Source organism: Pedobacter sp. TM02, assembly GCF_059705275.1.
This window is the reverse complement of the sequence record NZ_AP046530.1, coordinates 1,438,154-1,454,224: the sequence shown is the minus strand read 5'-3', so window position 1 is coordinate 1,454,224 and position 16,071 is coordinate 1,438,154. Positions and strand designations below refer to the sequence as shown.

7 protein-coding genes are annotated in these 16,071 nt (G+C 44.6%); all 7 read right to left on the bottom strand.

All coding sequences use genetic code 11. The features are described 5' to 3' along the window. Positions 1–280: 280 nt before the first annotated feature. The 7 genes from AC6H1S_RS06150 to AC6H1S_RS06120 all read right to left on the bottom strand — a co-directional run bounded on the left by AC6H1S_RS06150 (position 281) and on the right by AC6H1S_RS06120 (position 16,054). Positions 281–2,686, bottom strand: a complete 2,406-nt coding sequence (locus AC6H1S_RS06150) for an ABC transporter permease (RefSeq protein WP_497565535.1) — start codon at positions 2,684–2,686, stop codon at positions 281–283. 74 nt (positions 2,687–2,760) lie between these two features. Then, positions 2,761–5,229, bottom strand: coding sequence for an ABC transporter permease (locus tag AC6H1S_RS06145; protein WP_497565534.1), 2,469 nt, complete (start codon positions 5,227–5,229; stop codon positions 2,761–2,763). 88 nt (positions 5,230–5,317) lie between these two features. Next, positions 5,318–7,738: an ABC transporter permease gene (locus AC6H1S_RS06140; protein WP_497565533.1), complete on the bottom strand. Its 2,421-nt coding sequence runs from the start codon at positions 7,736–7,738 to the stop codon at positions 5,318–5,320. Between the two features lie 136 nt (positions 7,739–7,874). Further along, complete coding sequence (locus AC6H1S_RS06135; RefSeq protein ID WP_199141545.1) at positions 7,875–8,561, bottom strand: ABC transporter ATP-binding protein; 687 nt, start codon at positions 8,559–8,561, stop codon at positions 7,875–7,877. Between the two features lie 59 nt (positions 8,562–8,620). Next, positions 8,621–11,008, bottom strand: coding sequence for an ABC transporter permease (locus AC6H1S_RS06130; RefSeq protein ID WP_497565532.1), 2,388 nt, complete (start codon positions 11,006–11,008; stop codon positions 8,621–8,623). 189 nt (positions 11,009–11,197) lie between these two features. After that, the gene (locus AC6H1S_RS06125) at positions 11,198–13,624 is read right to left on the bottom strand and encodes an ABC transporter permease (protein WP_497565531.1); all 2,427 of its coding nucleotides are present in this window, start codon (positions 13,622–13,624) and stop codon (positions 11,198–11,200) included. A 36-nt stretch (positions 13,625–13,660) separates the two neighbouring features. After that, a complete protein-coding gene (locus AC6H1S_RS06120) occupies positions 13,661–16,054 on the bottom strand; it encodes an ABC transporter permease (protein ID WP_199141542.1) in 2,394 nt (797 codons plus the stop codon). Positions 16,055–16,071 lie beyond the last annotated feature (17 nt).

Genomic DNA, 16,071 nt, shown 5'->3' with positions numbered 1-16,071 from the left:
CGGGGTGGTTAAATTGCTTCTATTGTGAATTGCATTGCCAATTAGGATTTCATCAACTAAGGCGCCTAACATATTCAGACCACCTCAGACATCCCACGGCGCCTAAGCAGGATGATGGGCACTTTACTTACGAGACCTTGTTCATTGAAACTACCAACTAATCGCATATTTTAAACCACCTGAGACGCCTAAGAGCGTCTAAGTGTGGCGACGGCATTTTAACGTTGCTAATTTTGCGGGAACTTGTTAATTAAAACTGCCAACTGAAATTGGAAATCGGCTACTCGTATTTAAGCGCATCAACAGGTTTGGCCGTAACGGCATTTTTAACTTGGATGCTTACCGTAAGGACAGTGGTAGCGATAGAAACTCCGAAAGCGATTACAAAAGGCAAAACCGGCAGATCAATTCGATAGGCAAAGCCACTAAGCCAATGGTTGACGGCAATATAGATGAAGGGCCACGAAACCACATTGGCAATAACCATGAGCCAAACGTAGTTTTTGTTGAGCAACAGGAACAGTGTCCGATGATCGGCGCCCAAAACCTTTCTAATGGCAATTTCCTTGGTACGTTGCTTGGTTAAAAACGCAGCTAATGCAAACAGACCAATTAGCGAAAGGGAAATAGACAAAAACGAAAATAGCTTCACCATTTCCTTAAAACGTTCGTGTACCACCAGCACCTTGCTCAAATCGTCTTGAATATAGGTATAACTGAACGGGAAAGCCGGATATTGTCGTTTCCAAACCCCGTTGATGGCGGCTAGTACATTTTTTTGTTTTTGCTGATCGAATTTGACAATGTAGTTTACACCTTGGTTCGGGTAGCCTGTGGCATTGTTATTAGCCGCCGTATAAACCGTTGGCAAAATCCTGGTTTCGAAACCGGCCACCTGTATATCCTTAATTATTCCCACAACCTGTGCCGGCAGGCTATCATTCACGTAAATGAACTTGCCGATCATATGGCCTCCATAGGCTTTTTCAAGGCTTTCGTTTAAGATGACCGTGCCTAGGCTATCCTGTGCATTATGGCTTTCGAACAAACGGCCTTGCAATAATTTTACATCAAGCGCCTGCAAGCCTTCAAAGTTTACAAGCACAGTATTCAGCTCTTTCGATTCGTTGTTGTATCTGTATTTGCCCGTAAGTTTGTGATTTAGGCTAATCATCCCATCGTTGCTACCTACGTACTTCACGCCATCGATGCTTTTAAGCTGGGCGGCTATTCTTTTATCGAAGGATGTTTTGATGTGGATAACGGCATTGGCACTAAACCCGGGATCTCTGTTTTCCATGTACTGCATCTGCCTTGAAATAACCATAATGCCGATAAAAAAGCCAACCGCGATGACAAACTGCAAGCCAACCAACAAGTTTCTTAATGTTTTGCCTTTGTGGCTATGTCCAAAATTGCCCTTTAAAACATTTTGGGGGCGGTACGACGACAGAAAAAATGCAGGATAGGTTCCAGCCATCAGGATAACCAATAGCAAGAGCAACACAAGCTCTGCAAGCATGATGAGGTTGTTTTGGTTAAACGCAAGCGATAAATCGAGGTTAAAAAGCTGATTGAGGTATGGCAAAAAGCCTTCTAGCAAAACCGTGCTTAACAATAAGGCAATCAAGCACTGCAAGGCCGTTTCGATCAAGAATTGAAAAATCAGCGATTTCCTATGGGCTCCTATTACTTTTTTAATGCCCACCTCCTTGGCTCTCGATACGGCTTGGGCCGTAAACATATTCACAAAATTGATAACCGAAATCAAGAACAGCAAAGCCGACAATAAGATAACCGGCTTGACCATGCTTAACCAGCTTTTTCCTGTTAGGGGTTCTTGATGAATTTGATGCAGGGGCACCAAACGGGCCGATGGCTTAAGTCCATGCTGAAGATAACCTGCAATGGCTTGCTGCTGTCTTTTAAACAAGGCCAGCTTAAAATCATAATATACATTTTGCAAGGTACGGTTCAGCAATTCGTCGGTTTGCTGGCTTTTTAGTTTTACAAAAACCGTGGCAAAAAAATAGAAGTTATCATTTAGCGGCAACGTTCTGCCCCCCCTCTTGATCAGCTGGAAATCGACGCTGCTTGGCGTTACCGGATCGGCCACCACGCCGGTAACGAGATAAGTTTCTGGGGTGGTCCAGTTCTGTTCGTTGATTTTGATGGTCTTGCCTACCGGATTGATTTTCCCAAAATACCTTAAGGCTACGCTCTCCTTGATAACCACATTGCCCGGTTTACTAAAAGCGCTTTCTGGCGTGCCGTAGATAAATCGGAAAGGGAAAACCGAGAAAAAACCCTCGTTGGCATCAACGATGCCTTCTTGCATAAACGGATTATTATCATCCAAAATCACCGATTGTGGCGCTGATTCATTAAAAAAGGCAACACCCTCAATCTGAGGCATTTTATCTTTAATCAGCTCAGGAATTCGCAGATCGGCCCTGTCCATCCATTCTTTTTTGCCCTCTTTAATGGCCCAAAAATCGAGCTCCTGTAGCTGATACACTTTTTTCAGTTGAGGATCCCAGTGGTCGTAGCTTTTTTCGTGGTTTACATAAAGCAATACGAAGATAAAACCGGCCAGGCCCAAGGCCAGTCCCATTACATTGACTAGGGTATAGACCTTGTTTTTAACCAGGTTCCGGAAAGCGATTTTCAGGTTCAGTTTGAACATATTGGATGTTTAAATGGCATAAGCAGCTGACTGGATAAATAATGCCTAGGACGCTGCTGCTCTATCTTTTGCAACTACTCGTATTTCAGTGCATCAACTGGTTTTGACTTTACTGCTTTTAGGCTTTGAACACTTACTGTCAGTATGGTAATCAGTACAATGGCTGTATTGACCAAAACAAAGATCAGGTAAGGCATGTCTATCCTATAGGCAAAGCCGGCAAACCACTTTTTCATATAAATATAGGCCAAAACATCGGCCAACAGGCTAGCAATTAGTACCAGTTTTACAAAATCCTTGTTCAGCAACTGAAGCAGCGAACCGGTGGATGCGCCAAGGATGCGCCTTACCGCAATTTCCCTGAGCCTTATTTTTGCCGTGTAGGCGGCAAAGCCGATCAATCCGAAAACAGAAATCAGCAAGGTAACCATACCAAAAAAGAAGATGATTTTCTGGCTTACTTCATAGCTGCTGTTCATCTTTGCAAAAACCTCATCCACAAAAACAGGTTTAATTTCTGCTCCGGGCTCTATTTCCTTCCAAAGCTCCTTTATAGCCGCAGTGGTTTGCGCCAAATCATGCGTGCTTAAACGAACAATCACATTGGTGCGCCAATGAAACTTATAATCGCTCACCAGGTAAATGGTTGGCATAATCGGCTGATCAAACCCGTAAACCTGAATATCTTTAACCACACCAATCACGTTGAATTTTTTAGCTTCGTCATCGCCTTCAATAGCCACCTGGCTGTTGATCTTGTCCAATCCCAGTTTTCGGAAAGCTGTTTCGTTTACCACGAGGCTTTGCAGCGAATCGGTACCCAGCAATGGGTATGAAAAATTTCTGCCTTGCGCTAATTTTGCACCAAGTACCGTTAAATAATTAGGATCTACGTATCTGGATTCGGCACTGATTGTGGTATTGTGATAGCGCACATTATCTTCAAAACCCGAATCGTTGATCGGCTGTTCGGTCGACCTGGTTACGTCTTCCACGCCCTTGATGGCCAAGAGCCTGTTTTTAATCGATTCGAAATGTGCGGGAGGCAATATCCGGTTTGTGTATTTTGCAATCCTAAACGACAACAGCTGATCGGATTTCAATCCCAAGTCTTTTTGCTTCATAAAGTTGAGCTGGGCGAAAATCACCCCAAAACTGATCACCAGTGCAATGGCAATGGTAAACTGCACAACCACCAGTACCCTTCTCAGGTTGCCAATGTGTGTGGCCGTACTAAAATTGCCCTTCAATACCTTAACCGGACGGAAACCAGCCAGGATAAACGCCGGATAGGCGCCTGCCAACAACATAATGACCAATAAGATGAGCAGGGCCTGCCCCAAAATGAGCCAAACATCAAAAGACTTGAACAGTTCCAGGTTATCTGCAAGCAGCCGGTTGACCTGTGGCAACAGCAACTCTGCAAAAATGAGGGCCAATAAAAAGGCAATGGTGCATTGAATAGCCGTTTCGGTAAAAAACTGCTTAATTAAACTCCACTTAAAAGCACCCAATACTTTTTTAACCCCCACTTCCTTGGCTCTTGCCTGCGCCATAACCAATGCGAGGTTGGTGTAATTGATGCAGGAAATGATTATTAAGAAAGAAGCGAGGGCAAAGAGGATATAAATGGTGGTTTGCTTGGCATTGGCCGAATAAAAAGTACTGAGGTTAAGGCTTGAGATCGGCTCTGTGATCAATTTGATGGCCGTAATGCCTTCCTTTTCCTTCAAAATCTTCAACGCTTCCTGCTGCGACGGTTTAAAATTGGCATCGCTGTTTTGGGCCACATATTTGGCTAGCGCCACAATATAGGCATCATTTATTTTTTTCAAAGCCTTTTGCTGATCTACATTTTCCTTTAACCTGAATAAGGTGGTAAACGGGGTATTGAGCAGCTGATTGCCATATTGCTTGAAATCTTCCTGATACAGCAGGTCTAAACCGAAAACCGATGCCTGCCTTTTATCGTCCCATACGGCCTTGACTACCAATTTGCCCGGAGGAAAATTGACGCCCCTGTTCTGAACCACAACCTGATTAATCGGATCGGCATTACCAAACAGCTTATGGGCCGCTGTAGCGCTAATGGCGATGGCGTCTTTATCGGTATAGATATCCTCCATTCGGCCATAAATGGCTTTAAGCGGATACAAGCTGAAAAAGCTACTGTCTACACTGGCTGAAGGAAGCAGTTCGTTGATTGTTTTGCCGTCTTTTTCAATTTTGACATCAAATCTTCCCGTAATATTTCCTATCGACACGATTTCGGCTTCGCTAATCTGCTCCCTGATTACCTTGGCCAGCAAGCCTTTGATTTTGGTGCCTTTATTCTCTGCGCCGTTTTTCGTAAAATCCGCAGCTACAATATAGGTTCTTTTCAAGGCAGGGTCCCATTTGTCGTAGCCCGTTTCTTTGGCAATATAGAGCAGAATAATGACGAAACCCGCCAAGCCTGCTGCCAAGCCCAATATATTGATGGCGGTATAGCCCTTGTTTTTCCAAAGGTTACGGAGGGCAATTTTTAGATTGATTTTAAACATTCTTTTAAGGTTAAAGGTTGTGAGGTGGAAGGCGGAAGGTCTTTTGGCGCTTTAACCCTACGCCTTTTACCCCTCTACCTTCTACCTTTTACTCATACTTCAATGCATCGACCGGATTGTTCACCGCAGCTTTGCGGGCCTGTATGCTAATGGTAAGCACCGCAATGATCACCGATGATAAAGTGGCGATGACAAATGGCCAAATTGGCATGTCTATCCTATAGGCAAAACCAGAAAGCCAGTTATTGGTAAAAATATAGCCTATTGGCCAGCTGACTAGGTTGGCCGCCAATACCAAAATCAGGAAAGAACGATTCAGCATGTTCACGATCTGCAGATCTGAAGCCCCCAAAATCTTCCGGATGGCAATTTCCTTGGTCCTTCTTTTGGCCATGAAAGTAGACAGGGCAAACAAGCCCAATAGCGAAAGGACAACCGAAATAATACTGAACAGCACCACCAGTTGCATTAAGCGCTTGCTAGACTGCAACTCCTTTTGAAATGCATCTTCTACCGAGATATACTGCATTGGATAGTTTGGATAAAGCTTTTTCCATTCCACTTCAATGCCCTTAATGGCATTTTGGTAGTTTTCGGTATTGAACCTTACCAAAAGGTTGTTGGTGTTAGAACTTCCTCCCAATTGTGTTACCTTGTAAATGGTTGGCAACACGGCTTTATCAAAACCCTCATTGTTGTAGTCTTTAATTACGCCAACAATTTGAAAGGCATTCTGATGTTCGCCTTCTCCGCTCTTGTACATTTGGCCAACGATGTTTTTGCCCAGCAGTTTAGCGGCCGTTTCATTGAGTACGGCTGTATTGACGGTGTCTTGTTTGTATTCGCGAGAAAAGATACGGCCACTAACTACCTGTGCACCCAAGGCAGGCAAGGCATCCATGCTTACCGTAACGGTATTGATGTCGAATTGCTGGTCTTTATAAGTGATTTTTTGAGGTACGTTAAACGCATTGCCCATGACTTGTGTAGTGGTGGCCACGTATTGCACACCAGCTATTTTCTTGATCCTTTCGGCAAAATTATCGTCGTAATTCGTAGCAATATTGATGAGCTTGCTCTTGTCGAAGCCCAAATCCTTATGGGCAATATAGCTGGTCTGCATTTGCATTACACCGATGCCGATGATAAAGGTAACGGCGATGATAAACTGCAGGACAACCAATCCGTTTCTTAAAGCCATGCCTTTAAATCCGCTTTCATAATTACCTTTCAGCACCTTTACCGGGTTGTATTTAGACAGTACCCAGGCTGGGTAGAAGCCCGCCAACAAAGTAATAAGCACGAAAAGGCCTAAAAGCTGAACCACCAGGCTAAACAGTTGCTTGCTGCGCCAGAAACTCAGTTCTACTTCAAAATGATTACTAAAAGCAGGCAAAAGCACTTCAACTAGGGCAACACAAATAAACAGGGCCAGTAAGCTCTGAATGGCCGATTCGACCAAAAATTGCATTACCAGTTGTTTTTTATAGGCTCCCAATACTTTCTTTACGCCTACTTCTTTGGCTCTTTGCACCGACTGCGCAGTGGCCAGGTTTACAAAATTGATGACAGAAACCAGCAACAGGAAAATAGACAACGCTACTATAGGCTTTATTTTATCGAACCAGCCCGAACTCAATGCCGGATTTGAATGTACCTGCTGCATAGGAAAGGCCATTAGGCCCGGCTTTTTCCCCTCTTTGTAATAATCGGCGAAATTGATTTTGCGCTGCGCAAAGCTGGCCTTTTTAAAATCGATGTATACTTTTAGCAAATTCTGGTTTAGCGAAGCCGTATCGAGTGCTTGGTTGGCCAAGGCATAAATCTGGCAATAATTAGAACTCCCAGGGTTTTCAGGGTCCTTTTCCCGGTTGCCACTATGGGTAATGGCGTTAAAGGCTACGCTTTGGGCAGTTGCCGGATCGGCCACCACGCCCGTAACCGTATATTCCTCGCCAGGATCATTGCGCCACATGACCAATTTCAGGGTCTTGCCAAGCACCTTATCGGTTCCATACAGTTGCTTGGCTATACTTTGTTTCAACACAACAGTATGGGGCTTATTGATGGCCGTTTTTTCGTCGCCATAAATAAATTGATAAGGAAATACCTTGAAGAAAGATGAATCGGCATCCCTAAATCCCTTCTGTAGAACCGGCTCGTTCTGGGCCACCTTGATGGAACTATAGCCGTTGCCCCAGTTGTTACTGATCTTGGTGACGCGTTTGAACTGAGGCACTTTCTCGGTAAGGAGATTGGCAATGCGCGAATCGCCGATATCTTGCCAATGAGGCTTGTTGTCGGGCGTAAAGAAATCGTGCATTTCCCTGATCTGGTAAACCTTTTCGAGCTGTGTGTCCCATTGATCGTAGTTTTTTTCGTGGTTGATGAACAACAGGAGCAATACAAAAGCGGTGAGCCCAAGTGCAAGTCCGCCGATATTGATCGCCGCATAAACCTTGTTTTTGAGCAGGTTCCGCAATGCGATTTTGAAATTGATCTTAAACATATAATTGATTGGTTGGTTTATTTATGGTTTATCGGCTGCTTAGCGCATGGACTTATTTACCATAACCTAAGCATTTCATTGTTAAACTATTGAACGGTTAGCCCCGAATTGTTATCCGCAAACTGCTCAATGAAAACTATCGCACGGCAACGGCTAAATCCTCTTTAATTACGCCATCTTCTATGTTCAATATCCTGTTGCCATACTGTGCATTTTTCTCCGAGTGGGTTACCTGCAGGATGGTAATCTTTTCTTCTTCATTCAGTTTTTTAAACAAATCCATGATCTGTTCTGCCTGTGCCGATTGCAGGTTTCCGGTAGGCTCATCGGCCAAAATAATGGAAGGCTGCGCTACCAGGGCACGGGCAATGCCCACCAATTGCTGCTGGCCACCCGAAAGCTGGTTAGGAAACAGGTCTTTTTTAGCTACGATATTAAAACGGTCGAGGATATCGGCAATGCGACTTTTGCGTTCTCCGCTCGAAATCTTTTTGTACAGCAAAGGAGCTTCAATATTTTCGGCCACGGTCATTTCATCAATGAGGTGGTAGGCCTGAAACACAAAACCGATGTGGTTGCGGTACAGTTCTATTCTTTTGCGCTCGTTCAGTGCGGTTACATCTTCGCCCATAAAATGGTACTCGCCATAAGTTGGCTCTTCGAGCATGCCCAGGATGTTGAGCAAGGTAGATTTTCCGGCACCCGAAGGGCCCATGATGGAAACAAATTCGCCAGCTTTGATACTGGTGGTTACATGGCGCAGGATATAGCTTTTTACCCCTTTATTGGCGTAGTATTTTTCTATGTTTTTTAGTTCAATCATCTGACTTTATATTAATTTGTTGATGACGATTGCCAACCGGCAACCGCTTGCTATGTTATTTATTCGTATTTAAGTGCGTCAATGGTATTGGCTTTTGCCGCCCTGTACGAGCGGATGCTCACGGTTATGAGCGTAATGACCATGGAAATAAGCATTGCCCACACAAACGGCCATACACTGAGGTCTATCCGATAGGCAAAACCCGAAAGCCAGCCGGAAACAAACAGGTAAGCCAAAGGCCAGGCCACCAGGTTGGCTACAAAAACCATCCATAAAAAAGAACTGTTCAGCATTTTGACTAGCTCTTGGGTCGATGCGCCCAACACTTTTCTGATGGCCAGCTCGCGCGTACGTTGTGCGGCCACAAACGAAATTAAGCCGAAAAGTCCAATAAAAGAGATAAAAATAATGATGCCTGCAAATACCTTGAACAGCATGCCCAAGGTTTTTTCTGCTTCATAGTAATTGTTGATGCTCTCGTTCAGAAATTGGGCATAGTAAACCTCCTGCGGAAAAGTGTCGTTCCATATTTGCGCTACCTGTTTCATGGCCGACATCATCTGGTTGTTGTCTATTTTGAGGGCCATGGTGTAGTAGCGCCTGCTTTCTGGATAAATGGCCAGTGGCGAAATGCGCTGCTGCAGCGATTGGTCGTTAAAATCCTTCACTACGCCAACAATCGGAGCCCTCCTTCCATTTTGGTCGATGATTTTGCCCAAAGCCTGTTGCGGATCGGAAATATTGACCTGCTTAAGGAAAGTTTCATTCACCACATAGGCATTTGCCGAATCGCTTTTGGCAAATGCCTTGCCGGCAATGAGCTGCAGTCCGAACAGCTTAAAGTAGTTTTCGTCTGATGGTGCCAACCTTACTTCAAAATCCTTGTTTTGCTGTCCATTAAAACTAAAACTGGTCGTATTCAAGTTATTAGACATCGGCGCCATGGTGCAATAGCTGACCATTTCTACGCCGGCAACCTTCAATATCCTTTCTTTAAGCGTACCCCGTTTGGCCTTACTGGCGCTGTCATTGGGCAGGCCTACCATGGCTATCGATTGTGTATTGAATCCCAAAGGTTTTTTGCGCATGTATTCCATCTGGTCCATGATCACCAACGTACCAATAATCAAAACCACCGTAATGGCAAATTGTACCACTACCAATATCTTCCGCAGGCTCAAGCCCCCTGCATTTACGGTTACCTTGTTTTTAATGGCCAACGCCGGATTGAAGCCCGAAATAACCAATGCCGGGTAAAAACCAGCTAAAAAGCTTACCAACACCACCAAACCCGTCATAAATATAAAAATAGACTGATTTTTGAAAAGGCTGAAGTGGACCTTATTGTTCAGTATCTTCTCCATCAGCGGAATCGACAATTCAGACAACACACAGGCAATCAACAAGGCAATGAGGGTAATGGCCAAGGTTTCGGTAAGGAATTGAAAAATCAGCTGCTTGCGCGCACTGCCCATTACCTTGCGTACCCCAACTTCTTTAGAGCGGTTAATCGATTGCGCAGTGGCCAGGTTAATGAAGTTGATACAGGCTGTGAGCAGCAGAAAAAGCCCAATAACGATTAGTCCATAGATTTCTTTTTTCGTGATCGTATTTTCGCCAAAACTGCCATAACGTTCGTCAAAATGTATGTCTTTTAACGATTGTAGTCGGTTGCTCTGGTTACCGGGCAGCAGGTTTCCTTTGTTGTATTTTTCGTTAAACTTGGCCAAAGGTGCTTGCAGATCTGCAAGGGTAGTTCCTTTTTTCAAAAGCGCATAGCATGCATTGCTCGAGCTTACCGATTCCCAGTCCTTATTGTTTTTGGCGTAATAGGTCTGAAAACTCACGACCACTTTTAGTGGAAAGCTGCTGTTTTGGGGCATGTCTTTAAACACGCCGACCACTTTAAGCGTGCCGCCATTAATCGTAATTGGCTTGCCCATCGCCGATTTGGCACCGCCGAAATATTTTTGGGCCATGCTCTCGGCCAAAACTACGGTATTGGGATCGGCCAACCCGTTATTCTGATTGCCATACAACCAGTTTACGTTAAAAATATCGAAAAACTCGGGATCGGTATAGTATAGAAACTTGTCTTCCTTGATCTTTTCTTTACCTTGTTCGTCCTTTACAATGACTACTCCCCCATCGCGCAGGATACCTGCTACTTTTTCCAAACCGGCAATATCGTTACGCGCCGCTCCAATTAACGGAATGGGCACGCCAGCAGAGTTATCCTCGAAACTATTGTATTTCCAATCGGTAACAAAACGGTAAATACGATCTTTATTTTCAAAGTCCCGATCAAAACTAAGCTGAAAGCTCACATAAACAAAAATCAGGATACAACAGGCCATACCGATAGAAAGCCCTAGGATATTGATGAGGCTGTAGCTCTTGTTTTTCCAAAGATTTCGAAGTGCGATTTTAAGATTCAGGCGGAACATAGCATCAGAGTTTAATCGTTAATTCTCATTATGCCAATTTTGTACCAAGCGAAAAAAATAAAAACAAAACGTTAAAAATCAATAACTTACAAAATCAAAAAAATCAAAAATGTTCGTTTCCGAACACCATGCTGTACGGTAGCGGACGGCTACTGAACCAAGGCAATGGATACATCCAGGTAGGTGGCTTTATTCGTATTTGAGGGCTTTAACCGGGTTTGCCTTAGTTGCCTTACGTGCCTGCAGGCTAACGGTAATCAAGGTAACCACCATAGAGGCAATCAAAGCCAACACAAACGGCAAGAGACTGATATTTATCCGATAGGCAAAGCCGTTTAGCCATTGCTTGGCCAACAGATAGGCCATTGGAAAAGCAAGGACATTGGCCAGCAACACCATCCATACATAGCCTTTATTGAGCAACAACAGAATATGGGTAGTAGCCGCACCCAACACCTTGCGGATCGCAATTTCCTTGGTTCTCTGCCTGGTGATCAAAGCTGCTAGTGCAAACAGGCCAAACAGCGACAAACTGAGTGAAAGACCGGAAAACAGGACTATCATTTTTTCGAAACGCTCGTGTACAATGAATACTTTAGACAGGTCGTCTGCCACAAAAGAAAAGCTTGCCGGATAAAATTCGTTCATTTCGGCAAAGATCTTTTCTATTTCGGTTAGCACCTGCCTGGTTTTGGCCTGATCAAACCTGATCAGTGTGGTAGGTTTGTGCGTAAAGCCCACCCCCTTTTTCCAATTATTGGTTTCGACAACGTAAATAGAAGGCTTTACATGGCTTTCGAAGCCTTCAACCTGGATATCCTTAATTACACCGATAATATTTACCGGCACAGTATCATTGGCCATGATGGTTTGACCCACCATATTGCTCGCAAAAAGCTTGGCAGCGCTTTCGTTGATGATGGCATTGTTTATTGTATCCTGAACTATGGCCGCCGAAAAAAGCCTCCCTGCTACCAACCTGGCATCTAAGGCCTGCATCCCTTCTATGCCCATGCCCAGCCCATAAAGTTCTTTGGTTTCGTTTTGGTATTTAAAGCGCTGCACCGAAGAGGCATTGTCGCCAATTATGCCCGAACTGAAAGCTACGTACTTGACCCCATCGATATGCTTGATACGTTGAAAATATGGACTGGCCTCCCCTCCAATATCCGAGCGCAAGTTGAGCATGCCCATGGCCGTAAAGCCTTGGTCGCGCTGCCTGAGGTAGCTTAGTTGCTGGTTAACCACCAAAACACCTATGATGAAACTGATGGAAACCACCAACTGGGCCGTTACCAAGGCCTTGCGTACCGCGCTTCCTTTAGTGCTTGTGGCAAAATTTCCTTTTAACACTTCGTAAGGCCGAAAAGCCGAGAGCAACAAGGCAGGATAAAGTCCAGTAAGCAGTCCTACCACCGCTACAATACCCAATAGCTGGGCCAACAGTGGCAACAACAAAGGTCCTTTAAATAACGACAGCTCCAAGCTGAATGATTCGTTTAAGACCGGCAAAGCCAGCTCTACTAAGAGCAAGGCTACAAACAAAGCCATCAGGCATTGGATAAAAGTTTCGGCAAGCAACTGAACAACCAATGTGCGCCTGTAAGCGCCCATTACTTTTTTAACACCCATTTCCTTGGCCCTTGCAGTAGCCTGTGCGGTAGCCAGATTAACAAAATTGATAACCGATACCAGCAGCAACAAAATGGACAACCCGATCACCGGCTTTAGGCTAACTTTCCAGCTGGGCTGTTCGAGAGGATGCTGATGAACGTCCCTGAGTTGGGCGAGGCGCAAAACCGGTGCGTTACCCTCGGCCTTGACTTTGGCCAATGAACTTTTTCCTTGGGCCAGGTAACGATCTTTTGCTGGCAGGTAGGCCTTTTGCAACACCTGATTAAACTGCCCAAGGTTGTGAATGGCTTTGGCTCGAACATAAACTTCGGCAGGGCTGCCGGTGGTCGATTCGGTATCGAAGAAATCTCCATCTTCAAAAACAATGGCCTGAAAATCGATGCTTGAAGGCGTTTTTGGCTCTCTTACCACCCCAGTAACCGTAAATAAGTCTTCAGCACCTTTCCAATTGCCACCTGCAATGGTTAGCGTTTTGCCTACGGGATTGGCTTCGCCAAAGTACTTGCGTGCCAAACCTTCTTTTAACACGATACTGTTGGGTTGCATAAGCGCCCTATCTGCATTTCCAAATTTAAAATCGAAAGGCAATACCTTAAAGAACAGGCTGTCGCTGCTCCTGATACCCGATTGCAGCACCGGTGGCTTTCCGGCAACAGTTACCGCATTTTGCCGGTATTCGAGGTTGATTTTGGTAACGGCATCTACCTGGGGCATACTCCCTACAATTTTAGAGAGGCGCAGGTCGATTTCGCTACGCCAATGTGCCTTTTTGTCGGTAGTGTAATAATCCGAATATTCCTGTAGCTGATACACGTGCTCCAGCTCTGGTTTCCAACTATCGTAGCTTTCCTCGTGGTTGGCAAACAATACAACAAAAACAAATCCAGCCAGGCCCAAAGCCAATCCGATGATATTGACCAAGGCATAATGACGGTGCCTCAGTAAATTGCGCCAAGCGATTTTAAGGTTCAGTTTGAACATTTGCAATGATTTAGGCCTGAAGATTAGGCTGTCTACTTATTCATATTTCAATGCATCGATGGTATTTGCCCTGGCCGCCTTATAAGACCTGATGCTTACCGTAATCAGTGTAATGAACATCGAAATGCACATGGCCAAAACAAAGGGCCAGATACTCAAATCTACCCGATAGGCAAAGCCGTTTAGCCATTTAGACACAAACAAGTAAGCCAAAGGCCAAGCCACCAGGTTAGCAATAAATACCATCAATAAAAAGGAGCCATTCAGCATTTTAACCAGTTCAAAGGTAGAAGCGCCCAATACTCTTCTAATGGCTACCTCTTTGGTTCGTTGCGTAGCTACAAAAGAAATCAGGCCAAACAAGCCGATAAACGAAATGAAGATAATAACACCGGCAAAAACCTTGAACAAAATACCCATGATTTTTTCGCTTTGGTAGTAGTTATTGATCACGTCATCTAAAAACGACGATCCGTATACATATTCCGGATATACCGAATTCCACGTTTTTTCAATATCTTTCATGGTTTGCATCATCAATTTGCTGTCCATTTTTACCGCTATGGCCGTATAGGTTTTTTTATGGCTCATGATGGCGATCGGCGAAATGGCATCGCGCAGGGTATTGTTGTTAAAGTCTTTGACCACGCCAACAATGGGTCCCGAGAAATTACGGCTTACCCGCATTATTTTGCCAATGGCATCATTTGGATTCAGTACGTTGAGCTTTTTGAGCAGGGTTTCATTTACCACAAATTCTTTGATGGTATCGCTCTTGCTCAGGGTTCTACCTGCAATCATCTGCAAGCCAAAAGTGTTGAAATAGTTCTCGTCGGCCATTTTGGTGTTGAGATCGAAGTCGGCATCCTTAGAACTGTTATAAGAAAAACTGGTTCCGTTGTTGTTAAGCGAAGAAGGGGCCGCACTACAGAAAGAAGCGCTTTTTACTCCCGGTATTTGCATGATACGCTGTTTGAGCGCATCATACCGCTGTACACTGATGCTGTCGTTGGGTACATCGACCATGGCAATGGCCGAAGGATTAAACCCGATTGGTCTCTCCCGTAAATATTGCATCTGTTTGATGATAACCAGGGTGCCGATAATGAGCACTACCGTTATGGCAAACTGCACCACCACCAATACCTTGCGCAGGCCCAACCCGCCCGTGTTCGCTTTGATCTTGTTTTTAATGGCCAAAGCCGGACTAAAGCCCGACATAACCAAAGCTGGATAAAAACCCGATAAACAGGCCACCACCACTGTTAGCACGGCCATGAACACTAAAATAACAGGGTTTTGCAGCATACTGAAAGAAATTTTGGCTCCAAACAGGTTCTGCATGCTCGGCAAAGCGGCTTCGGTAAGCACGCAGGCAATCAGCAAGGCCAAAACAGAGATGGCAAAAGTTTCGGTGAGGAATTGTGCTATCAGCTGCTTGCGCATGCTGCCCATTACCTTTCTTACCCCAATTTCCTTCGACCTGCTTACCGACTGCGCCGTAGCCAGGTTAATAAAGTTGATACAGGCCGTGAGCATTAAAAAGGCACCAATTACCATTAAGCCGTATAGCTCTTTCATCGGCATGATGCTGCCTGCAAAATTGCCATAGCGCTCGTCGTAATGGATCTGGTTTAATGGCTGAAAGTTGTGGCTTTCCTTACCAGGGGCTTTTTCGGTGTAATACTTGGTTAAAAACTTAGACAGAGGCGCATCGAGGCTACTCACGTCAAAGCCTTTCTTTAACAGCACATAGCATTCTGAGGCCGACGAAACAGCGCTCCAATTTGTCAAATCCTTGCTTTTATAATTTTTGTAGGAAAGTACAATAGTTAATGGAATAGAATTGTTTTCGGGAACATCGTCAATTACACCTACCACCTTGTAATTGATGTCGTTTTGGTAATTGAATGATTGGCCGACCGCATTTTGCCAATTGCCAAAGAAACGGTTGGCCATTTTTTTAGAAAGCACGGTAGTATTGGGATCCTTTAAGGCCTGGGCGTTGCCGGCAAGCCATTTAAAATCGAAAATGCCGAAGAAATCGGGTTCTACATAAAATACGTCTGCGGTAGTTTTAAGCCGCTCTTTGCCATGGGCATCGTTTACCTTAATGATGCCCCCGCCACCCTGAATGGCCGATACTTTTTCCAAGTACTGCGAAAAGTCGTTACGCATGGCCGCGGCCAAAGGCCTCGGTACACCCTGCGAATGAAAATCGTTGCCATCGGTATATTTCCATTCGGAAACTACCCGATAAATCCGGTTTCCGTTCTTGTAACCTTTATCGTAACTCATCTGGTAGTTGATAAAAATAAAGATGAGGATACAGCTGGCCATGCCAATAGAAAGGCCCAAAATATTAATCAATGTATAGCCTTTGTTTTTCCAAAGGTTTCTTAAGGCAATCTTTAAGTTAAGCTTGAACATCTATTTTTTTTGTAAGG